This is a genomic window from Pseudomonas sp. CLCA07, assembly GCF_053615335.1.
Genome location: NZ_CM132131.1, coordinates 1,921,645 through 1,942,197, shown reverse-complemented (window position 1 = coordinate 1,942,197; position 20,553 = coordinate 1,921,645). Strand labels below are relative to the sequence as shown.

General features: G+C 57.9%; 22 protein-coding genes and 1 tRNA gene. 11 read left to right on the top strand and 12 right to left on the bottom strand.

The annotated features are described in order from the left end of the window. Window positions 1-265 precede the first annotated feature (265 nt). The 11 genes from ACWGZX_RS08840 to ACWGZX_RS08790 all read right to left on the bottom strand — a co-directional run bounded on the left by ACWGZX_RS08840 (window position 266) and on the right by ACWGZX_RS08790 (window position 9,123). On the bottom strand, window positions 266-1,126 hold the full coding sequence (locus ACWGZX_RS08840; RefSeq protein ID WP_452628059.1) for a hypothetical protein: 861 nt from the start codon (window positions 1,124-1,126) through the stop codon (window positions 266-268). A gap of 90 nt (window positions 1,127-1,216) precedes the next feature. After that, complete coding sequence (locus ACWGZX_RS08835) at window positions 1,217-4,120, bottom strand: DUF927 domain-containing protein (RefSeq protein ID WP_452628058.1); 2,904 nt, start codon at window positions 4,118-4,120, stop codon at window positions 1,217-1,219. Further along, window positions 4,105-4,389, bottom strand: coding sequence for a DUF3077 domain-containing protein (locus ACWGZX_RS08830; protein ID WP_452628057.1), 285 nt, complete (start codon window positions 4,387-4,389; stop codon window positions 4,105-4,107). The genes ACWGZX_RS08835 and ACWGZX_RS08830 overlap by 16 nt, the downstream gene beginning before the upstream one ends. Next, window positions 4,386-4,667: a hypothetical protein gene (locus tag ACWGZX_RS08825; RefSeq protein WP_452628056.1), complete on the bottom strand. Its 282-nt coding sequence runs from the start codon at window positions 4,665-4,667 to the stop codon at window positions 4,386-4,388. The genes ACWGZX_RS08830 and ACWGZX_RS08825 overlap by 4 nt, the downstream gene beginning before the upstream one ends. Then, on the bottom strand, window positions 4,664-4,822 hold the full coding sequence (locus tag ACWGZX_RS08820; RefSeq protein ID WP_452628055.1) for a hypothetical protein: 159 nt from the start codon (window positions 4,820-4,822) through the stop codon (window positions 4,664-4,666). Before ACWGZX_RS08820 ends, ACWGZX_RS08825 begins: the two co-directional genes overlap by 4 nt. Before the next feature lie 374 nt (window positions 4,823-5,196). Continuing rightward, entirely contained in the window at window positions 5,197-5,538 is a 342-nt protein-coding gene (locus ACWGZX_RS08815) for a hypothetical protein (protein WP_452628054.1), read from the bottom strand. Continuing rightward, complete coding sequence (locus ACWGZX_RS08810; protein WP_452628053.1) at window positions 5,535-6,143, bottom strand: hypothetical protein; 609 nt, start codon at window positions 6,141-6,143, stop codon at window positions 5,535-5,537. Before ACWGZX_RS08810 ends, ACWGZX_RS08815 begins: the two co-directional genes overlap by 4 nt. Continuing rightward, the gene (locus ACWGZX_RS08805; protein WP_452628052.1) at window positions 6,140-6,421 is read right to left on the bottom strand and encodes a helix-turn-helix transcriptional regulator; all 282 of its coding nucleotides are present in this window, start codon (window positions 6,419-6,421) and stop codon (window positions 6,140-6,142) included. Before ACWGZX_RS08805 ends, ACWGZX_RS08810 begins: the two co-directional genes overlap by 4 nt. Before the next feature lie 88 nt (window positions 6,422-6,509). Beyond that, a complete protein-coding gene (locus ACWGZX_RS08800; RefSeq protein ID WP_452628051.1) occupies window positions 6,510-7,349 on the bottom strand; it encodes a hypothetical protein in 840 nt (279 codons plus the stop codon). 282 nt (window positions 7,350-7,631) lie between these two features. After that, entirely contained in the window at window positions 7,632-8,873 is a 1,242-nt protein-coding gene (locus ACWGZX_RS08795) for a tyrosine-type recombinase/integrase (protein WP_452628050.1), read from the bottom strand. 165 nt (window positions 8,874-9,038) lie between these two features. Continuing rightward, window positions 9,039-9,123, bottom strand: a tRNA-Leu gene (locus tag ACWGZX_RS08790). A 107-nt stretch (window positions 9,124-9,230) separates the two neighbouring features. Here ACWGZX_RS08790 and queA point away from each other — a divergent pair. The 6 genes from queA (at window position 9,231) to ACWGZX_RS08760 (ending at window position 15,313) form a co-directional block, all read left to right on the top strand. Then, window positions 9,231-10,280 carry a tRNA preQ1(34) S-adenosylmethionine ribosyltransferase-isomerase QueA gene (queA, locus tag ACWGZX_RS08785; protein WP_452628049.1) on the top strand — a complete coding sequence of 350 codons (1,050 nt, stop codon included), beginning with the start codon at window positions 9,231-9,233 and terminating at the stop codon, window positions 10,278-10,280. 14 nt (window positions 10,281-10,294) lie between these two features. After that, a complete protein-coding gene (gene tgt, locus ACWGZX_RS08780) occupies window positions 10,295-11,410 on the top strand; it encodes a tRNA guanosine(34) transglycosylase Tgt (protein ID WP_223512204.1) in 1,116 nt (371 codons plus the stop codon). Between the two features lie 43 nt (window positions 11,411-11,453). After that, window positions 11,454-11,789, top strand: coding sequence for a preprotein translocase subunit YajC (gene yajC / locus ACWGZX_RS08775; protein ID WP_007982729.1), 336 nt, complete (start codon window positions 11,454-11,456; stop codon window positions 11,787-11,789). Between the two features lie 63 nt (window positions 11,790-11,852). After that, window positions 11,853-13,721, top strand: coding sequence for a protein translocase subunit SecD (gene secD / locus ACWGZX_RS08770; RefSeq protein ID WP_452628048.1), 1,869 nt, complete (start codon window positions 11,853-11,855; stop codon window positions 13,719-13,721). Window positions 13,722-13,730: 9 nt separating this feature from the next. Then, complete coding sequence (secF, locus tag ACWGZX_RS08765) at window positions 13,731-14,645, top strand: protein translocase subunit SecF (RefSeq protein ID WP_223512190.1); 915 nt, start codon at window positions 13,731-13,733, stop codon at window positions 14,643-14,645. Window positions 14,646-14,764: 119 nt separating this feature from the next. Beyond that, window positions 14,765-15,313 carry a glycine zipper 2TM domain-containing protein gene (locus ACWGZX_RS08760; RefSeq protein ID WP_223512189.1) on the top strand — a complete coding sequence of 183 codons (549 nt, stop codon included), beginning with the start codon at window positions 14,765-14,767 and terminating at the stop codon, window positions 15,311-15,313. Between the two features lie 251 nt (window positions 15,314-15,564). Here ACWGZX_RS08760 and suhB read toward each other — a convergent pair whose 3' ends face one another. Continuing rightward, window positions 15,565-16,383, bottom strand: coding sequence for a type III secretion system regulator SuhB (gene suhB / locus ACWGZX_RS08755; RefSeq protein WP_007948182.1), 819 nt, complete (start codon window positions 16,381-16,383; stop codon window positions 15,565-15,567). 146 nt (window positions 16,384-16,529) lie between these two features. On the opposite strand from suhB, the gene trmJ reads away from it, so the two are divergent. The 5 genes from trmJ (at window position 16,530) to iscU (ending at window position 20,546) form a co-directional block, all read left to right on the top strand. Then, window positions 16,530-17,300 (top strand): tRNA (cytosine(32)/uridine(32)-2'-O)-methyltransferase TrmJ, encoded by a 771-nt coding sequence (trmJ, locus tag ACWGZX_RS08750; RefSeq protein ID WP_140668441.1) that lies wholly within the window; start codon window positions 16,530-16,532, stop codon window positions 17,298-17,300. Window positions 17,301-17,302: 2 nt separating this feature from the next. Then, complete coding sequence (gene cysE, locus ACWGZX_RS08745; protein WP_452628047.1) at window positions 17,303-18,079, top strand: serine O-acetyltransferase; 777 nt, start codon at window positions 17,303-17,305, stop codon at window positions 18,077-18,079. A 238-nt stretch (window positions 18,080-18,317) separates the two neighbouring features. Then, on the top strand, window positions 18,318-18,809 hold the full coding sequence (gene iscR, locus ACWGZX_RS08740; RefSeq protein WP_003227911.1) for a Fe-S cluster assembly transcriptional regulator IscR: 492 nt from the start codon (window positions 18,318-18,320) through the stop codon (window positions 18,807-18,809). 50 nt (window positions 18,810-18,859) lie between these two features. Next, entirely contained in the window at window positions 18,860-20,074 is a 1,215-nt protein-coding gene (locus ACWGZX_RS08735) for an IscS subfamily cysteine desulfurase (RefSeq protein ID WP_046026628.1), read from the top strand. 85 nt (window positions 20,075-20,159) lie between these two features. Further along, window positions 20,160-20,546 (top strand): Fe-S cluster assembly scaffold IscU, encoded by a 387-nt coding sequence (gene iscU / locus ACWGZX_RS08730; RefSeq protein WP_003443374.1) that lies wholly within the window; start codon window positions 20,160-20,162, stop codon window positions 20,544-20,546. Window positions 20,547-20,553: the final 7 nt, after the last annotated feature.

The window sequence follows — 20,553 nt, the reverse complement described above, 5'->3', positions numbered from 1 at the left end:
GATTTTGGTATCGAATAATTCCGTTATTGATCTTAGCAGGGGTTTCCGGTCAGCACAAACCGTCTTGTGTTTTCAGGCTGTACGTGAACATGACGTGTAGCCAATCGTCGCCGAGGATTTATCGAATGTCCTTGCCACTGAGTAGGATTCACACTCGATGCGTCGCCTTTTAAGGGGCAGATTCACCGTTCGGACGGAGTGGAGGGTTTTGCTGTGAGATTCAGAGCCTTGGGTAAGCAGCCCGCTAGCGCGGGCTGATTCGGTGTCAGGCTGCTCCGAATAGATCCACTAGGGAAATGTTGCGCGCGGCTTCTGCCAGGTCGGAACGATCAAGTCTTGTGTGGAAGGGACCGAAGCGAGGCACTACAAGTCCGGATAGGCCATCTCCCATCCCTCCCTTCTGATAGCTGACAGCGAGTATCCGTGCTCCCACAGCCACCAATTGCTCGGTAGCGGCATTCCACTCCTCATCTAATGCAAACCCTATTGCGTTCAAGGCCGCTTTTTTTGCCTCATCCCCACGCTGTTGAGCGCTTGAGATTTGAGTTTCGATGGTGTCGAGTTCCGCCTGCAGGGCGGTAAGGATGAGTTCTTGCCTTCTCACTTGCTCATCCGTTGTTGCAAGTTGCTTGGCAGCTTTCTGGATTTCACTGTTCGCGGTTTTTTCACCTTCGCGGTCACCGCTGGCAAGGCTTCGGGCATAGAGACTGGCAGCGTCCCGCTCGGCTTGTTGTGCTTTTTCCAGGGTTTGTTCTGCCTCAGACCGAATCGACTGAAGTCGCTCACTCAAGTGCGCTTGCGTCCGTTCCAATGCTTCGACCTCGGCGGTTGCTGCGGACATGGCTTGGATGGATTCTGTTTTGATCTCATCAACCTGTGTCCTGCGCTTTAAGTACGCGAGCTTTTGCTCAATGCGATCGAGCTCATGAGGGATGGCGCGTAAACGGCTTTGGGCAGAGGAAAACCGATCCATGGCTTCACTCTTTTCTGGGCTTCCTATCATGTTGCCGATCGAGCTGTAGTTGCTGGGTGCATTTCGCCAAGCAGCCTCCAAGTGAGGGAGGCTGTTTTCCAGCGTTTCGCGTTCAGCGATCAAAGCGGCTTGTTGCTGTTTCAATTCATTCATGGTCACTTCCTCAAGTCAGTTTTTTAATTGTGTGTACTTGGCTGGCGAGGCCGGAATCAGCCGGCGCTACCTCATGAGTTAGGCCGCGACTTAAGCGGCCTGCGATTCGCGCTCACCTTGCTCAGGTACTGCCACAACCACATAGCAACGCTGCAAACCAAGTCCAGGCAGGCGTACAGCGGTCGACGCTTTGCCATCGGCTCCCGGCTCCAATACGCCTCGACGTAACAGCTCCTTGTTCACCGCGTTGATGTTCATGCCTTTGAACACTTCGGAGCGCCAAGCTTCGGGCAGCACGTAGTAAGTAGTCGTCGTATGCAGCGTGTCGCCCATTCCGTGTTCCAGCGACTTGCGAAAACCCAGTCGGTCGATGGTGCGCGGACCGTGTTCATCGATCTTCGCGGCGGCCGACTCCCAGCGGGTGAAGCGGCTTTCGCCGAAGCGCTCGATGACTTGGCGCAGCCGCGCCAGGATCGCGTCACCTTCAAGATTTCCGGCGCCGCCACGCTCATTCATCCAGGCACTGAGGCATACACGAGCGGCGGTAGTGGCCGTGCCATCGGGCCAGCCTGTGATGCCCATGGCGGTGGCCAACTCACCGGCTGCGGCAGCCAGACCAAAGCGAGCGGCGGCTCGGTGTGCTTGACCGCTGGCCGAAGTGGGTAGCGCCTTGGCGATAAAACCCTCCAAGGTGTGGCGCAGAATCGTCGACCAACCGTGCCGCTTGCCGGGCTCACAGAGGGCCGACAGGAAGGCGGTGAGCGGTGTGCCGTAGTACTTGGCCACCCGCGCCTTGAGTGCATCGGAGAGGGCGGCAGCATCATCAAAGCCGTTCAGCACATCGAACATGCCCAGGCCTTTGCTGGCGTCCGCCGGCACGGCGAGCATGCGTACGTCCATGCCGGCTTTGAGTTCCTTGTTGGCTTCGGCCATGTGTTGCGCCAAGGTCTTCTCGCCAGTGGAGAGAAACAGCAAACGCCACTCCTGCACCTGGCGGCCTGCTTGTCCTCGATCATTGGCGCGAGCCTTACCGGTGCCGTTGCCGAGCATGTACACCGTTTCGCCAATGATGCGCGGGTCGCACATGCCGATTTCATCCAGCACCAAGAGTCCATCCGAATGCGCGGCGGCGATGGATTCCAAGGCGTTATCCGTGGAGCGCCAGGAACGCACCAGACGCGGCCCACCGTAGATCGAAGCGGCCACTTGCAGGTGGGTGGTCTTGCCGCCCGAGCTGTCGCCATACAGGTGAAAGCCGCCCGACTCATGGCCGAGCAGGTGCAGCAGCGGTCCGGCAAACGCCACGCTGGCGACAAACGCCAAGCGGTGATTACCGATGCACAAGGCGCCGATCTGCTCTTGCCACTGCTCCAGGGTGCCGGCTTCGCTGATGGGTGGAAGCTGCGCGCCGGCCTCATAGAAGTGCAGGTGTTCGGGGTGCGAGCCGACCTGTTGTTCGGGCAGCAGGAAGGCGCTGTCATGCCAGCCTAGACGGGTGACCAATCGTGCGCGTTGGGCGCTGTCGAAGCCGCCGAGGTAACTTTGCAGGTCATTGCGCGCATTGCGTCCGGATCGGCTGCCGGCCAGACGCAGGCCCATGTCCACCAGTGGGCCGAGCACGTCCTTGCCGAAGTCGCCGGTCATGGTTCGTGCCGGGATGTTCCAGCGCTTTTTCGCCCCGTCGGGATCGTCGAACTCGACCAGCAAACCCCAGTTATGCCCCTGTGCATCACGGGTGCGCGCGAGGATCTCCAGTGGCGAACACACCGGGCGTGCCTCGCCATCGTCACCGGAATAAAACACGCCTTCGGGTGTGAGGCGGAAGCCGCCGGGCAGCAGATCGTTTTTGGGTTTCGCGGCACGCTTGGTCGTCGGTTTGGCCTTGGTTTCGGTTGGTTCGGTCGGTGCTTTCTCAGGCTCGACACCGAACAATTCGCCGCTACGCTCCAGTTCGGCGAAATGCGTCGCCGTCCAGCCTTTGGCTTGGGCATCGGCCGCGTCGTCGCCGTCATCCCATTGCCCACCTTTGGCAAAAATGGGCTGGCCATTTTCGAAGGTGGGCTTGCGTTTGAAGACGTCCAGGGTGATCACGCGGACCGACGCGGCGCCGACTTGTTGCAGTTGTTCGGCGACGGCGTCCATGCAGCTTTTGCCGCTGGTGTCGTTGTCTGGCCACAACACCACGGACCGACCTTTGAGCGGTATCAGGTCAGCTTTGTGCCAGGAGTTCGAACCGTTCGGCCAGCACGTGGCCACGTAACCGGGCAGCAGCTCCGCCGCGGCGTCGGCGGCCTTTTCGCCTTCGCACACAATGACCGGAGCTTCTGCTCGTTGCGCCAGTTCATCCAGGCGCAGCAGAGGACGCGGCTCAGGCAGCCCCTGCCAGCGCCATTGCTGCGTTTGGCCGTCGGTACGCTGGCACCAGGTCAAGGGAGCAAACACCTTGCGCGGTTTGCCGTCTTCATCTGGAGCTAGATCGAAGCGATAGAGCGCCATGACCGGCTGACCTTGAACGTCGCGATACATCCAGACTTTGGACGGCGCACCGTGTTGCCGGTGTTTGGCTGGGCACTTACTCAGGGCCTCGGCCGGGACCGGCTGAATAGCGAGCCATTCCGGTGTTTTGCTTTTGCTGGGTTCCGGCTTCGCTTGCACGGCCCCAGCGGAAACGCTCAGCAGGTCCGCCAGCTTGTTGCAGGCCTCAACGTCGGTGCCGCCATCCAGATAGCGCACCAGATCGATCAGATCGCCGCCTTTGTCGTCAGTGGCAAAATCCGCCCAGGTGCCTTTGCTCAAGTTGACCTTGAGGGAACCTGCGCGTTTGTCGGCGCGGGTTGGATTGGCAGCGGTGTATTCCTTACCGCCGTCCACGCGTTTGCCGTTGGGCAGCCAGTGAGCAAGTACACGATCAATGTTGTGTAACGCAACGGCTTTGACTTGGGCGAAGGTAGGGCGACGGGTATGGGATGTAGGTGCATTCATACGCCACCGCATTGGGCCAATTGCAAGCCACTGGTAACGTCATCGATGATCGCCTTCGCCATCTCACTCAAATAGTGCGAAGCCCACACCATTGCGCCGTTGTCATTCTCCATGCCGCTCAGACAGGTGAGCTTGTTCACGCAGTCCATGAGTAGAGACGCTTGTTCGAGTGCTTCTTCGCAGGAAATGCCGGCATTGATGCGGAACAGTGGTTGATTCTGAGCGTTGCATTTGGCAAAGGTGGCGCCGCCAACGGTATTGATCAAAATGGAAGGGTTCATTGGGTGCCTCCATTCATGGCTCGCCGGGTGGAGTTGTCAGCGTGCAGGGCGAGGGTGCGGATCAGTCCCAAGGTCCCGCGAACGTCCCACAGGGCGGCTGCGATGACGTGGTTTGCTAGATGTGGTCCATCGCTCTCGAACTGATCTTCAAGAAGCAGGAGCACAGAGCTGGCTCGATCTACTGCACAGGTGATGGCATCAATCGGAATGCCTGCCTCAGTGTCTTTACTGACACACAGCAAATCCTCGGGCAGGGCGAAATTCAGAGCACTGATCATTGAGCACCGCCTGCGGCTTCGAGCGCGCGAGCTTTGACCATGTGAGCGTTGTAACGGGTGAGGCGTGTAGCGAGACTGGAGTTGGCGTGTAAAGCGGCGAGAGCCATTGCACGGTGTGCAGCGGCGCGAATTTTGGACGGATTGAGGGCGTGCATGGGGTGAAACTCCTATTGTTGAGGAGCTACCACCGTCCGCCGTCAAACGAATTAGGGTGGTAGCTGTGCGCAGGTTGACGGACCGGGACAATAGGAACCCGGCAGACCCGAAGGTCTCCCACGCACAGCCACCATAAAACAGGAATGCGGGCACAAAAAAAGCGCCTGCAATCGTAATGGGGGCGCCTGTGCGCCTATTGTTGATCGGGCCGTCAAACCCGGTCGCTGATTTTGCAGCGACGGCCAGAGAGTAACGCCGTGTTTTTAAAAGTGCAACCGTGCGGAGATCTTGCGCATTTTTTCGATGCGTCATAAATTGTGCGGGCATGTAGATTTACCTCAACGCCTCCGGATCGCTCCCGGGGGCGTTTTCGTTAGTGCTGGGTAGTGACTGGGCGGGCGAGGGTGAGCCATTGCAAGTGGTTTCCTTGGCGGGCTCGTTGTCGCATCAGCTGTAGCGCTTCGGGATTGCGCAGCAGGTTTGGAATCAGCTCGCGAGCGTCACTGATCAACACGTCTGCTGGCGGTTGAACCGCTAACAACGTCCACTCCAGGTTCTGCCACAGCACGATCATCACCTGAGCGCCGGCTGAGATCGCTTGATCGCGGAGGGCAAGCAAGCGCTGGCGACCGTTGATCTCTGCGGATGAAGGCAGAGACGCTTCAAGTACGCCTACGAGATCCAATGCTTGGTGGGGAAGAAAGGTCGGCGTCATGCTGCCTCCTGCACGCTGGCAAACAGTGGCGGCGATGTTTCGCCTTTGAGCCAAGCCAGGATCTTGCTGTCCTCGGCGCACCGTCGGCGATGTTCTACCGCGAGCAAATCGCGTCGTTGTGTCAGACATTCATCGACATAGCTGGTCAGATCGGAGGTCAAGCGCATTTCACGATGAAGGCGTTCGCTAGCGGTTTTTTCCTCCGCAAGATCCTGCTCTGTGAGGTGTCGCCACACCGTCGGATCGTTGGCGTAACCAGTCGATTGATCAACCAGCCAGTACGTGACCCAGTCGGTCATACCAAGCGACTTGAGCGAGGCGCGGCGGCTTTCTTTTATCGCAAAATAACCGGTGCCGTGGATGCTCGAAAACTCCCTTCGCACCGCATTTTTGCGGATCAGTTCCGGTAATTCCCAAGGATTGGCTTTGAGTGGGAGAACGAGGCCGTCAGGGCTGAAAAAGAACGCTTCCTGCTCCTCTCCGTTCCAGCTCACGCCCGCTATCGTGCGATGTCGCCAGTTGATTGCGCTGGGTTGATAGAGACGGAATCCGATACTGTAGGAGTCGAGAAACGGCCCCTTGAATGGGCTGTAGTTGCGCTTCATGCGGCCACCTGGTCACGCGCTTCGATACGGCTGCGTGCCCATGCCTGAACTTCGGAAAGAACCCAAGCGACAGGTGCGCCGCGAGCGTTGCTGTTGCTCAATTTGACGGGCTGGGGAAAGCCGCAATCGGGACGCTGCATGAGCTTGTAGATGGTCGAACGTTTCATGCCCACGATGCCCTCGACTTCGGGCATGCGGATCAAAGTCGAAGACGCATCGAATAGTGGGGTAGCAGTTGCAGAGGTGAGGCGGGGGAGTTCGGTAATTGAGGTTTTCACAGTACTTGCTCTCGATAGGTTTGGACGAGAGCAATGATCTAGGTGTGGAAAATCGGTGAGCAGTTCACTTCCAATTGAAATTTCTGGTTTACAGCACGAGATTGCGTATGAGGATGGTCTCCACGCTCTTACGTGTCAGTGCCTTTTCGGTTTCGAGGGTAATCCATTTGGGACGCTGGTTTGGTGATTTAGCGACTTCACGTTCCAACCACGCATGCACAGCCGTTTTGACGTTCCTCTCAGGCATTCCGCTCGCCAAGTAGTGGCGGGCCTGATTAACAATTGCCGCGTCGCGGGCACTGATGTCCTTAGTGCGCTCGATTCCACTGATGATGCCGCCTTTTTTGCGGATGGCATTCTTGATAGCCCGATCAGCGATGGGCGTCAGCTCGTCATTGATCAAGCAGGGTAGGGAGGTGATCGGCTCCAGATGGAGGACATACTGATCAAGTGCTTGGGTGCGTTCGCCCGGGTCGATTTGCATCTCCACGAACTGGCAGTAGAAGTCCCACGGCCAGTCGGTCGGAGGTTCAGCTACATACGACCAAGCCTGTTGATCGGCGGCACGCATCCAATCTGCCAAGATCCCCAGAGCTTTCGCGGCACAGGCCATGATGTATGCAGCATGCGCCTCTCGCTCCGAAGCCGAATAACAGTTGGTGTACTGGCGAACCCAATGAGCGAGGCGCGCTTTGTAGTCGGTGGAGGCATACTGAAAAATTGTCTCTTCATGCACCGTTGCCTTGATGCACATGCTGCTGAGATTGCCTTCGATGTCGCCGGTCTGAATGCGCAGACAGCACTGATCGATTAAATAACACACGTCAGCGAGCTGTTCTCGGCAGAGTCCGTAGAGCGGTTGGGCGGAGAGATACGCGATCAGGCCAGACGTTAGCGCTGTACGGGGAGTGATTTGGTGATCAATCATCGCCAAGTATCTCTTGCATCGTGTAACGCTTGATCCCACGCCCTACGTTTTGCAGACGTAACCAGCGAGAGTCGCGCTGTAGCCGCGTACGTCGAACGTCGGCCCGCAGCAGGCGAGGGCTTGTTCTGGCGTTACACGTTAGGTCGGCGCTACATCGGGTGTACGGAAAGTCGCGCAAGCGTGTAACAGCCGTGAAAGCCAATGAAACCGGGTGTTTGGCCAAGGTCGTTACACGAGTAACACCCGTAACACGCATTTTTGAGGGTGGCTGGATGGACGTACTCATACCGCTTTCCCGAACTGTCCTTTGATAACCTTTCCGCTTGCTAGCGCATCGAGGTGATCCGCATACCACTGCATCATCTTTACTCGCTGCTCAAGGTATTGAGCCTTGTTGTACACCCCGGAGATTCCCTCTTCTTTATGAGCAAGCTGCGCTTCGACATGCTCTTTCGGCCAACCGTGTTCCCTTAGCAGAGTACTAGCGGTATGGCGAGTGCCATGGCCAACCAAGCGCCCCTTGTAACCAATCGTCGCAAAGACTTTGTTGATGGTGTTTTCACTAATGGTCGGGTTTTTAGCACCGACTCCGGGGAACAACCATCGACTGCGCCCGGTGAGACACTGGAGCTCTTTGAGGGCGGATAGTGCCTGCTTGGGAAGCGGGCACATGAAGTCCCTGCGCATCTTCATCTTCGCGGCGGGTGTCGTCCAGATCGCTTTATCAAGGTCAAACTCTTTCCATTCGGCTAAGCGAACCATCCCAGGTCTCGATGCCGTCCATATGCAAAGCCATGCGGCAGTTCGGGCCGTCAGTCTACTGGGGGTGTTTTTCAGTGCGCCGAGAAACTCGCCGAGTTCAGGTTCTAGCAAATGTGGATGCTGCTGAGTCTTAGGTGCTTGAGCGGCGATATCGCGAAGGCGGCTGCCGGGGTCATTTTCGGTCAGGCCTAAGCCAATGGCTCGACCGAAGATCTGATTAATCCAGGTGCGACACTTTTCCGCGACGTTGTGAGCATCCCTAGCTTCTATGGATGCTTGGAGTTCTGCGCAATCTGTGCGGGTAATTTCGTCGAGAGGTTTGTCCCCCAGCGCTGGGAGGATGTCCTTGTCGAGGTAGGTGCGGATTTTGTTGAGGGTGGAGGGTGCAAGACCCTTTTCTTCTTTCGCCTTCAGCCAGGCATCAGCAGCAGCTCGAAAGGTTCGGGTTTTGGCCGCATCGATAGCAGCTTTCGCAGATCGCTTTTGTTCAAGGGGATCAGCACCGCTACTCACTACCTTGCGTAGATCAGCAGCTTTGTCCCGCGCCAACGCACCACTTACTTCCGGGTAACCCCCGAGCCCCATCCATGCCCAATTGCCCGCCGGGCGTTTGTAACGGAGCTGCCAGGATTTACCACCATCAGGTTTGACCCGGAAATAGAGGCCGTTTCCGTCCAGCTCCCGGTATTCCTTTGATTCCGGCTCCAGTCCCGCAAGTGTCGTGTCTGCGAGAGGGCGGCGCTTGATGTCTGCGCGCTTCATCCTTGTATCCCAAAGTTCGGTATTTTTCTCAGGATACAAGCAGGGATACACGGATACAACGGATAAGGGGATACAGAGGTAGATAGCCAGACACAAAAAAACCGGCTCAAGTGGCCGGTTTCTCTGGGTCTGAGAGTCTGGTAGAGACTTTCAGATACTGCTATATGGTGCCCCGAGGGAGACTCGAACTCCCACTCCTTTCGAAAACGGATTTTGAATCCGCCGCGTCTACCAATTCCGCCATCAGGGCTCAATGGCGGCGAAGTATAGAGATGAGATAACCGTTGGTCAATCAGGTACATGGAGAATTTTTGATATTTCCGCTAGACTTCCCGGCCCTGCTAGACGAACCCCATCATGCGCGTTGCTGACTTTACCTTCGAGCTCCCAGATTCGCTGATCGCCCGCCATCCTTTGGCCGAGCGTCGCAACAGTCGCCTGTTGACCCTTGATGGGGTCAGCGGCGCCCTGGCACACCGTCAATTCACCGATTTGCTCGAGCATTTGCGCCCGGGCGATTTGATGGTGTTCAACAATACCCGGGTGATTCCGGCGCGGCTGTTTGGCCAGAAGGCTTCCGGCGGCAAGCTGGAAATCCTGGTCGAGCGGGTGCTCGACAGTCATCGCGTGCTGGCGCATGTGCGTTCCAGCAAGTCGCCGAAACCGGGTTCCAAGATCCTGATTGATGGCGGTGGCGAGGCCGAGATGCTGGCGCGTCACGATGCGTTGTTCGAGCTGGGGTTCGCCGAAGAGGTGTTGCCGCTGCTTGACCGCGTCGGGCACATGCCGTTGCCGCCTTATATAGACCGCCCGGATGAAGGCTCGGACCGTGAGCGTTATCAGACGGTCTACGCCGAGCGTCTGGGCGCTGTGGCGGCACCGACGGCGGGGCTGCATTTCGATCAGCCGCTGATGGAAGCGATTGCCGCCATGGGCATCGACACTGCGTTCGTGACCTTGCACGTCGGCGCCGGTACGTTCCAGCCGGTGCGCGTCGAGAAGATCGAAGATCACCACATGCACAGCGAATGGCTGGAAGTCGGCCAGGACGTGGTGGATGCGGTTGCCGCTTGCCGCGCTCGCGGTGGTCGCGTGGTGGCCGTGGGGACCACCAGCGTGCGTTCGCTGGAAAGCGCTGCGCGCGATGGCGTGCTCAAGCCGTTCAGCGGCGACACCGATATCTTTATCTACCCGGGCCGGCCGTTTCATGTGGTCGATGCCCTGGTCACCAACTTCCATTTGCCCGAATCCACGCTGTTGATGCTGGTTTCGGCGTTCGCCGGTTATCCCGAAGCCATGGCTGCTTATAAAGCGGCCGTCGAGCATGGATACCGCTTTTTCAGCTACGGTGATGCGATGTTTATCACCCGTAATCCCGCACCACGTGGCCCTGAGGACAAAGAATGAGTCGCCAAAGTCGTATGTCGTTTGAGTTGCTTGCTACTGACGGCAAGGCTCGTCGCGGTCGTTTGACCTTTCCACGCGGCACCGTAGAAACCCCGGCGTTCATGCCGGTGGGCACCTATGGCACCGTCAAGGGCATGCTGCCGCGGGATATCACCGCCACTGGCGCGGAAATCATTCTGGGTAACACCTTCCACTTGTGGCTGCGTCCTGGCACCGAAGTGATCAAGAAGCACGGCGACCTGCATGATTTCATGCAGTGGAAAGGCCCGATTCTGACCGACTCCGGTGGTTTTCAGGTGTTCAGCCTGGGCGCCATGCGCAAGATCAAGGAAGAGGGCGTGACCTTCGCTTCTCCGGTCGACGGCGCCAAAGTGTTCATGGGGCCGGAAGAGTCGATGCAGGTTCAGCGTGACCTGGGCTCGGACATCGTGATGATTTTCGACGAATGCACCCCGTACCCGGCTGACGAAGACGTCGCTCGCGTGTCGATGGAGCTGTCGTTGCGTTGGGCCAAGCGCTCGAAAGAAGCCCATGGCGACAACACTGCGGCGCTGTTTGGCATCGTTCAGGGTGGCATGCACCAGGACTTGCGCATGCGTTCCCTGGAAGGCCTCGACCAGATCGGCTTTGATGGCCTGGCCATTGGCGGTCTGTCGGTGGGCGAGCCCAAGCACGAAATGATCAAGGTGCTGGATTACCTGCCGGGTCAGATGCCGGCTGACAAACCTCGTTACCTTATGGGCGTTGGCAAACCGGAAGATCTGGTTGAGGGTGTGCGCCGCGGTGTGGACATGTTCGATTGCGTGATGCCAACCCGTAATGCCCGCAACGGGCATCTGTTCATTGACACTGGCGTGCTGAAGATCCGTAACGCGTTCCATCGCCATGATGATTCGCCGCTGGATCCGACCTGCGATTGCTACACCTGCCAGAACTTCTCCCGCGCTTATTTGCACCATCTGGACAAGTGCGGCGAAATGTTGGGTAGCATGTTGAATACCATCCACAATTTGCGCCATTACCAGGTGCTTATGGCTGGTTTGCGCGAGTCTATTCAACAGGGTACATTGGCCGCCTTTGTCGATGCCTTCTACGCCAAGCGCGGGTTACCTGTTCCGCCTTTGGACTGAGTTTTCTGACCCCAAGATTCAACATTTGCAACTGGAGTGCTAAATGAGCTTTTTTATCTCTAATGCCATGGCTGACGCTGCTGCACCTGCGGCAGGCCCAATGGGTGGCGGTTTTGAGTGGATTTTCCTGGTCGGTTTCCTGGTCATCTTCTACCTGATGATCTGGCGTCCACAGGCCAAGCGCGCCAAAGAGCAGAAGAACCTGCTGAGCAGCCTGCAAAAAGGCGATGAAGTTGTGACCACCGGTGGTATCGCCGGCAAGATCACTAAAGTGGCAGACGATTTCGTCGTTCTGGAAGTTTCCGACACCGTCGAAATGAAATTCCAGAAAGGCGCCATTGCCGCCACGCTGCCAAAAGGCACGCTAAAAGCGATCTAAGTTTCAACTTCTACTCAATCGACGGGGCGCGCAAGGCGCCCCGCGTCATAAGCGGGCGGCGTGATGCTGAACAAATACCCTCTGTGGAAATACATTCTGATCCTGGCGGTGCTGGCGGTCGGTCTGATTTATTCCGCTCCCAATTTATATCCTGATGACCCGGCCATTCAGGTCAGCGGTGCAAGTACTGCGCTGCTCGTCAATCAGGCTGATCTGGATCGCGTGAGCGCTGCGCTCAAGGCATCCGGGATCAACGTCAAGGCTGCAACGCTGTCGGCGAACGGCAAGGGTGGTCTGATTCGTCTGACCAAGGCTGAAGATCAGCTGCCTGCCAAAGACGTTGTACGCAAGGCATTGGGTGATGACTACGTCGTTGCACTGAACCTGGCACAAACCACGCCACAATGGTTGCGCAGCCTGGGCGCGCACCCGATGAAGCTGGGTCTGGACTTGTCCGGTGGTGTGCACTTCCTGCTGGAAGTGGACATGGACAAAGCAATCGACGCGCGCTTGAAAGTGTACGAAGGCGACGTAAAGAGCCTGTTGCGTAAAGATAAACTGCGCTATCGCAGCCTGCCGCAATTCAACGGTGCCATTCAGCTGGGCTTCAGTGATGAAGCAGCCCGCGAAGAGGCCCGTACGCTGATTCGCAAGAACTTCAACGATTTCGACATTGTTCCGGCCGACCTCAATGGTCAACCGGTGCTGCGTCTGGCGATGACCCCGGCCAAGCTGGCGGAAATCCGCGAATACTCCATCAAGCAGAACTTGACCACGGTACGTAACCGCGTCAACGAGCTGGGTGTTGCCGAACCGATCGTTCAGCGTCAGGGCGCCAACCGCATCGTGGTTGAGCTGCCGGGCGTTCAGGACACCGCAGAAGCCAAGCGTATCCTCGGCAAGACGGCCAACCTTGAGTTCCGTCTGGCCGCTGAGCCGGGTGCTTCGAAAGCCACTTCCGAGTCCTTCGAGTTCCGTGAAGGCAACCGTCCGCCGGCACAGATCGAGCGTGGCCTGATCATCACCGGTGACCAGGTGACTGACGCCAAGGCTGGCTTCGGCGAGCACGGCACGCCAGAAGTGAACATCCGTCTGGATGGCCACGGTGGCGAGCTGATGAGTCGTGCGACTCGCAGCAACGTCGGCCGCAGCATGGCGGTGATCTTCATCGAACAGCGCCCGGTGACCACTTACGTCAAGCAAATGGTCAACGGCGTCGAGAAAGATGTTGCGGTTCAAACGTTTAAAGAAGAGAAGAAGATCATCAGCCTGGCGACCATCCAGTCGCCGCTGGGTGCTCAGTTCCGCATCACTGGCCTGAACGGCCAGGGCGAGTCTTCCGAACTGGCACTGCTGCTGCGTGCTGGTGGTCTGGCTGCACCGATGTACTTCGCTGAAGAACGCACCATTGGTCCAAGCCTGGGTGCCGACAACATCACCAAAGGTATCGATGCATCGCTGTGGGGCATGCTGTTTGTCTCGCTGTTTATCATTGCCATCTACCGCTTCTTCGGCATTATCGCCACCGTCGCGCTGGCAGTGAACATGGTGCTGCTGCTGGCCTTGATGTCTCTGCTGGGAGCAACGCTGACCCTGCCGGGTATCGCCGGTATCGTGTTGACCATGGGTATGGCGGTCGACGCCAACGTACTGATCTTCTCGCGGATACGTGAAGAGATCGCGGCGGGCATGACCGTACAACGGGCAATCAACGAAGGCTTCGGCCGGGCATTCACCGCGATTCTCGATGCCAACCTGACCACCTTGCTGGTCGGCGGGATTCTCTTTGCGATGGGCACCGGCCCGGTCAAAGGTTTCGCAGTGACCATGTCCCTCGGGATCTTTACCTCGATGTTCACGGCCATCATGGTGACCCGCGCGATGGTCAACCTGATCTTCGGCGGTCGTGACTTCAAGAAGTTGTGGATTTAAGGGGCTGCCATGTTACGTACAATCAACTTCATGGGCGTTCGCAACTTTGCGTTCGGCGTCACATTGTTCCTTACTGCGCTGGCCATTTTCAGCGTCTTCCACAAGGGCATGAACTGGGGGCTGGACTTCACCGGCGGTACGCTCATCGAGCTGACCTACGAGCGTCCGGCCGACGTCACCAAGGTGCGTGAGCAACTGGTTACCGCCGGTTATCACGAAGCCATCGTGCAGAACTTCGGTGCAACCACCGACTTGCTGGTGCGTATGCCGGGTGAAGATCCGCAACTGGGTCACCAGGTGGCCGAGGCCTTGCAAAAGGTCGGCGGCGATAACCCGGCGCAGGTCAAGCGCGTAGAGTTCGTCGGCCCGCAGGTCGGTGAAGAGCTGCGCGACCAGGGTGGCCTCGGCATGCTGATGGCGCTGGGCGGTATCCTGATCTACCTGGCGTTCCGCTTTCAGTGGAAGTTTGCGGTCGGTGCCATTGTTTCGTTGATCCACGACGTGATCGTGACCATCGGTATTCTGTCGTTCTTCCAGATCACTTTCGATCTGACGGTATTGGCGGCGGTACTGGCGATCATTGGTTACTCGCTCAACGACACCATCGTGGTATTTGACCGGGTTCGCGAGAACTTCCGTGTACTGCGCAAGGCGACCCTGATCGAGAACATCAACATCTCGACCACACAAACCCTGCTGCGGACCATGGCGACCTCGATTTCGACGTTGCTGGCGATTGCGGCCCTGCTGTTCTTCGGTGGCGACAACCTGTTCGGCTTCTCCATTGCGCTGTTCATCGGTGTTCTGGCGGGTACTTACTCGTCGATCTACATCGCGAACGTGGTGCTGATCTGGCTGAACCTCAGCAGCGAGGATTTGATTCCTCCTGCGGCGACCGAGAAGGAAGTCGACGACCGCCCATAACGGTTATCGCTTTTCCGCTGTCAGCCAAAAAAGGCGCGAGTTGAACTCGCGCCTTTTTTTGTGCTCCAAGGCTGGGAGAAGCGCGGGCTTGCCCCGCATGTGATGGTCAGGAGGTTCATGTGAACAAGTCGATGTTGGTTGGTGCGGTTTTGGGTGCTGTCGGTGTGACTGCCGGGGGTGCTGTTGCCACCTACAACCTGGTTAAAAGCGGCCCTGAGTATGCGCAAGTACTAGCCGTTGAACCGGTCAAGACACAGATCAAGACGCCACGTGAAGTTTGCAAGGACGTAACCGTGACTCGGCAGGCGCCGGTCAAAGATCAGCACCAGATTGCCGGTACGGTGGTCGGTGCATTAGCGGGTGGTCTGCTGGGTAATCAGGTCGGCGGCGGCTCCGGCAAGAAAATTGCTACGGTCGCAGGCGCTGTCGGCGGTGGTTATGCGGGCAACAAGGTTCAGGAAGGCATGCAGGAGCGTGACACCTACACCACGACCCAAACTCGCTGCAATACGGTGAATGACATCAGCGATAAGGTCGTTGGCTACGATGTCCGGTATTCGCTGGATGGCAAGGAAGGCAAGGTGCGGATGGATCGCGATCCGGGTAACCAGATTCCGGTCGACAAGGAAGGTAAGCTGATCCTTACGCAGAACGACGAGAATCGCTAAATACTCGGGTTTCAGATTCAAAAAGAAGCACCTTTCGAGGTGCTTTTTTTGTGCCCGCAATTTATGCAACACCCCCAATCCCTGTAGGAGCCGGGCTTGCCCGCGATAGCGGTGTGTCAGTCACCATGAATGGTGCGGGTGAAACCGCCATCGCGGGCAAGCCCAACTCCCACAGGGCTTTAGGTGTTCCCGCAGTCGTATTCCAGGCATAAAAAAGCACCCCGAAGGGTGCTTTGTCTGTCGCTGGACGCTTAGCGCTTCAGCGAAGGCGGTAGGTGCGGCTGGATAGCCGTCAGCACTGCCTTGAAGCACTTGGTGTTGCCGGCAACGACGTGGCCTTTTTCAAGGAAGTCGTGACCGCCGGTGAAGTCGCTGATCAAACCACCGGCTTCCTGGATCAGCAGGGCGCCTGCGGCCATGTCCCACTCGGACAGACCCGACTCCCAGAATGCGTCGAAACGACCGGCAGCCACGTAGGCCAGGTCCAGGCTTGCCGAGCCGGCGCGACGGATGCCGGCGGTCTGGCCAACCAGGGCGCGGAACATGCCCAGGTAGTTTTCGAGGTTGTCCATCTGGTCGTCACGGAACGGGAAGCCAGTACCCAGCAGGGCGCCGTCCAGGCTGGTGCGGCCGCTGACGCGCAGGCGACGACCGTTCAGTTGAGCGCCGCGACCACGGCTGGCGGTGAATTCTTCCTGGCGAACCGGGTCCAGAACAACGGCGTGTTCCAGGCGACCGCGGTATTTGCAGGCGATGCTGACAGCGAAGTGAGGAATGCCACGGAGGAAGTTGGTGGTGCCGTCCAGCGGATCGATGATCCACAGGTACTCTTCGCCTTCGATGCCGTTGCCGGCGTGCATGCCGGTTTCTTCACCCAGGATCGAGTGATTCGGGTAGGCCTTGCGCAGCGCATCAATGATTTTCTGTTCGGCGGCGCGATCCACCTCGGATACATAATCCTTGGCGTCTTTTTCGTCGACCTTGATGGTATCCAGGCGCTCGATGGAGCGGAAAATCAATTCACTGGCGCTGCGGGCGGCGCGCAGCGCGATATTCAGCATGGGCTGCATGGATGTGTCACCTAAGGTTGTTAAAGAAAGCCGAGCATTCTATCAGAACTTTTCTACAGGTGAAGGTCGGTGTTCGCATTCATAGCTTAACGGTAGTAGTAACTGTAAGATTCGGCTCCCTAATTCTGTGTTCGAGAGCGCCTCCCGTGCTGCATAACATTCGTGTCGTCCTGGTCAATACCAGCCATCCCGGCAACATCGGCGGGGCTGCGCGTGCCATGAAGAACATGGGCCTGTCGCGGCTGGTGCTGGTTGAACCGCGGTTATTCCCGCATCACGAAGCTGACGCCCGTGCTTCCGGTGCCGGGGATATCCTTGAAAACGCGCAAGTCGTCGCCACCTTGGAAGATGCCTTGGTCGGCTGCAATCTGGTGCTCGGCACCAGCGCTCGTGACCGCCGCATCCCCTGGCCGTTGCTCGATCCCCGCGAATGCGGTGTGAAAGTGGTGGAAGAGGCAGGGCAGGGCGCCGAGATTGCCTTGGTGTTTGGTCGTGAAGATTCCGGCCTGACCAACGAAGAGCTGCAGCGATGTCATTATCACGTGCACATCCCCTCGGACCCTGAGTTCAGTTCGCTGAACCTTGGGGCGGCGGTGCAGGTGTTGGGCTATGAAGTGCGCATGTCCTGGCTGGCGGCCCAAGGGCAGCCGAGCAAGGTCGAGAAGGATGAAGTGGCGTCCACCAAAAGTGGAGAGCTGGCGACCATGGATGAGCTGGAGCGATTCTATGAGCACCTGGAGCAAACCCTGGTGGCCATCGAATTCCTCGATCCGGAAAAACCGCGGCACTTGATGGCGCGCCTGCGCCGGTTGTACGGACGTAGCTCGGTCAGCCGGGCGGAAATGAATATATTGCGTGGCATCCTCACGGAAACCCAAAAAGCGGCCCGTGGCGAGCTTCTAAAGCGGAAGGATTAAAAATGTTCGAGCGTTTGCGTGAAGATATCCAGAGTGTTTTCCATCGTGATCCGGCAGCGCGCAACGCCTTTGAAGTTCTGACGTGCTACCCGGGCATGCACGCCATCTGGATCCATCGTCTATCCGCGATGCTGTGGCGCGCGGAGCTGAAATGGCTGGCGCGGCTGGTGTCGAACTTCGGTCGCTGGTTGACCGGGATCGAGATCCATCCGGGCGCCAAAGTGGGTCGTCGTTTCTTTATTGATCACGGAATGGGCATCGTCATTGGTGAAACCGCCGAAATCGGTAACGACGTTACTCTCTATCAGGGTGTGACGCTGGGCGGGACCAGCTGGAACAAGGGCAAGCGTCATCCGACCCTTGAAGATGGCGTGGTAGTCGGGGCGGGTGCCAAGGTGCTTGGCCCGTTTATCGTCGGTGCTGGTGCCAAGGTCGGTTCTAACGCCGTGGTGACCAAAGCGGTGCCAGCCGGTGCGACGGTCGTTGGGATTCCGGGGCGGATCATCGTCAAGTCCGATGACGAGCAAGATGCCAAGCGTAAAGCCATGGCCGAGAAAATCGGCTTCGATGCCTACGGTGTCGGCGAAGACATGCCTGACCCGGTGGCGCGTGCCATTGGTCAGCTGCTGGATCACTTGCAGGCGGTCGATGGGCGTCTGGAGGGGATGTGCGGCGCGCTGAAGGATCTGGGTAGTAACTACTGCGCCAAAGATCTGCCTGAGCTGCGTGACGAAGACTTCGCCTGCGTGAAGGACAAGGATCAGAGTCAGGCCAGCTAGATCGAGTCGACTTCATCGCGAGCAGGCAAACTCCCACAGAAAATCGCATTTCAAATGTGGGAGCGAGCCTGCTCGCGATGAACGATAACGCGCAATTGCTGGCTGTAACCGCCCAGCCTTTGCTATGATGCGGCCGCTCTTTTGCGGGTAAACCTGACTAAAGTACTAGGTCTTATAGTTGACTTAAATACTCGGGAATTGCATACTCGCCCCATTCCGAACTCCGTGGTAATTGTCCATGCGACTGACTACAAAAGGCCGATACGCCGTGACCGCCATGCTTGATCTGGCGTTGCACGCGCAGCACGGGCCGGTGTCCCTGGCCGATATCTCCGAGCGCCAAGGCATCTCCCTGTCCTACCTCGAACAGCTTTTCGCCAAATTGCGCCGCAGCAATCTGGTGTCCAGCGTCCGGGGGCCGGGCGGTGGCTACCAATTGTCCCGCGACATGCAGGGCATCCAGGTCGCCCAGGTGATCGATGCGGTGAACGAATCGGTCGATGCAACCAAATGCCAGGGTCAAGGCGATTGCCATTCCGGCGACACTTGCCTGACTCACCACTTGTGGTGCGACCTGAGCCTGCAGATTCACGAATTTCTGAGCGGTATCAGCTTGGCTGACCTTGTGACTCGCCGTGAGGTACAAGAAGTAGCCCAGCGTCAGGACCAGCGCCGTTGCAACAGCAAGGCGCCACGCCTGGACAAGATTGAAGCGTCAGCCGTCGAATGACAGCCAGAGAGCTAACGGCACGCCAGCCAGCCTGATTTAGGAGATAGTCCATGAAATTGCCGATTTACCTTGATTACTCTGCGACCACCCCGGTTGATCCGCGTGTTGCGCAAAAAATGAGTGAATGCCTGCTGGTTGACGGAAACTTCGGTAACCCGGCGTCCCGTTCCCATGTGTTCGGCTGGAAAGCTGAAGAGTCCGTCGAAAACGCTCGTCGTCAGGTCGCAGACCTGGTTAACGCCGATCCGCGTGAAATCGTCTGGACCTCCGGCGCAACTGAATCCGACAACCTGGCAATCAAGGGTGCGGCGCATTTCTATGCGACCAAAGGCAAACACCTGATCACCACCAAGATTGAGCACAAGGCTGTCCTCGACACCATGCGCCAACTGGAGCGTGAAGGTTTCGAAGTCACCTACATCGAGCCGCGCACCGACGGTCTGGTCACTCCAGAGATGATCGAAGCCGAGCTGCGTGACGACACCATCCTGGTTTCGGTCATGCACGTGAACAACGAAATCGGCACCATCAACGACATCGCAGCCATCGGCGAACTGACCCGTTCCAAGGGCATCCTGTTCCACGTCGACGCCGCTCAGTCCACCGGCAAGGTCGACATCGACCTGTCGAAGCTGAAAGTCGACATGATGTCCTTCTCCGCACACAAAACCTATGGCCCTAAAGGCATCGGCGCGCTGTACGTCAGCCGCAAGCCGCGTGTTCGCATCGAAGCGACCATGCACGGCGGCGGCCACGAGCGTGGCATGCGTTCCGGCACCCTGGCGACCCACCAGATCGTCGGCATGGGTGAAGCCTTCCGCGTAGCCAAAGAAGACATGGCTGCCGAAAACGTCCGTATCAAAGCCCTGAGCGACCGCTTCTTCAAACAAGTCGAAGGCCTGGAAGAGCTGTACATCAACGGCAGCATGACCGCCCGCGTACCGCACAACCTGAACCTGAGCTTCAACTACGTTGAAGGCGAGTCGCTGATCATGGCGCTTAAGGATCTGGCTGTTTCGTCCGGTTCGGCCTGCACTTCGGCTTCCCTGGAGCCTTCGTACGTACTGCGCGCCCTGGGCCGCAACGACGAACTGGCACACAGCTCGATTCGCTTCACCTTCGGCCGTTTCACCACCGAAGAAGAAATCGACTACGCCGCGCAGAAAGTCTGCGAGGCCGTTACCAAGCTGCGCACTCTGTCGCCGCTGTGGGACATGTACAAAGACGGTGTCGACATTTCGAAAATCGAGTGGGCGGCACACTGATTTCAAGTCGCCGCGAACCGGCCCTGTAAAACCAAGGTTTGCAGGGCTTAAAGAGCGACTCTCTGATGAGTGAGGAATAAGCATCATGGCTTACAGCGAAAAGGTCATCGACCACTACGAAAACCCGCGCAACGTCGGCAAGATGGACGCGGAAGATCCTGATGTCGGCACCGGCATGGTCGGCGCTCCAGCGTGCGGCGACGTTATGCGTCTGCAGATCAAGGTCAACGAGCAAGGCATCATCGAAGACGCCAAGTTCAAGACCTATGGTTGCGGTTCGGCTATCGCCTCCAGCTCCCTGGCGACCGAGTGGATGAAAGGCAAGACTCTGGATGAAGCAGAGACCATCAAGAACACTCAGCTGGCTGAAGAACTGGCCCTGCCGCCAGTGAAAATTCACTGCTCCGTACTCGCTGAAGACGCTATCAAAGCGGCCGTTCGCGACTACAAGCAGAAGAAAGGCTTGATCTGACTTTCAG

Bases quoted from the DNA above. Each gene is read 5' to 3' on its own strand.
- ACWGZX_RS08800 (WP_452628051.1), bottom strand. From the start codon at position 7,349: ATGATTGATCACCAAATCACTCCCCGTACAGCGCTAACGTCTGGCCTG.
- tgt (WP_223512204.1), top strand. From the start codon at position 10,295: ATGTCGTTTGAGTTGCTTGCTACTGACGGCAAGGCTCGTCGCGGTCGT.
- ACWGZX_RS08835 (WP_452628058.1), bottom strand. From the start codon at position 4,120: ATGCGGTGGCGTATGAATGCACCTACATCCCATACCCGTCGCCCTACC.
- ACWGZX_RS08795 (WP_452628050.1), bottom strand. From the start codon at position 8,873: ATGAAGCGCGCAGACATCAAGCGCCGCCCTCTCGCAGACACGACACTT.
- queA (WP_452628049.1), top strand. From the start codon at position 9,231: ATGCGCGTTGCTGACTTTACCTTCGAGCTCCCAGATTCGCTGATCGCC.
- ACWGZX_RS08840 (WP_452628059.1), bottom strand. From the start codon at position 1,126: ATGAATGAATTGAAACAGCAACAAGCCGCTTTGATCGCTGAACGCGAA.
- iscU (WP_003443374.1), top strand. From the start codon at position 20,160: ATGGCTTACAGCGAAAAGGTCATCGACCACTACGAAAACCCGCGCAAC.
- ACWGZX_RS08815 (WP_452628054.1), bottom strand. From the start codon at position 5,538: ATGACGCCGACCTTTCTTCCCCACCAAGCATTGGATCTCGTAGGCGTA.
- secF (WP_223512190.1), top strand. From the start codon at position 13,731: ATGTTACGTACAATCAACTTCATGGGCGTTCGCAACTTTGCGTTCGGC.
- ACWGZX_RS08735 (WP_046026628.1), top strand. From the start codon at position 18,860: ATGAAATTGCCGATTTACCTTGATTACTCTGCGACCACCCCGGTTGAT.
- ACWGZX_RS08820 (WP_452628055.1), bottom strand. From the start codon at position 4,822: ATGCACGCCCTCAATCCGTCCAAAATTCGCGCCGCTGCACACCGTGCA.
- suhB (WP_007948182.1), bottom strand. From the start codon at position 16,383: ATGCAGCCCATGCTGAATATCGCGCTGCGCGCCGCCCGCAGCGCCAGT.
- secD (WP_452628048.1), top strand. From the start codon at position 11,853: ATGCTGAACAAATACCCTCTGTGGAAATACATTCTGATCCTGGCGGTG.
- cysE (WP_452628047.1), top strand. From the start codon at position 17,303: ATGTTCGAGCGTTTGCGTGAAGATATCCAGAGTGTTTTCCATCGTGAT.
- ACWGZX_RS08825 (WP_452628056.1), bottom strand. From the start codon at position 4,667: ATGATCAGTGCTCTGAATTTCGCCCTGCCCGAGGATTTGCTGTGTGTC.
- ACWGZX_RS08830 (WP_452628057.1), bottom strand. From the start codon at position 4,389: ATGAACCCTTCCATTTTGATCAATACCGTTGGCGGCGCCACCTTTGCC.
- ACWGZX_RS08810 (WP_452628053.1), bottom strand. From the start codon at position 6,143: ATGAAGCGCAACTACAGCCCATTCAAGGGGCCGTTTCTCGACTCCTAC.
- yajC (WP_007982729.1), top strand. From the start codon at position 11,454: ATGAGCTTTTTTATCTCTAATGCCATGGCTGACGCTGCTGCACCTGCG.
- iscR (WP_003227911.1), top strand. From the start codon at position 18,318: ATGCGACTGACTACAAAAGGCCGATACGCCGTGACCGCCATGCTTGAT.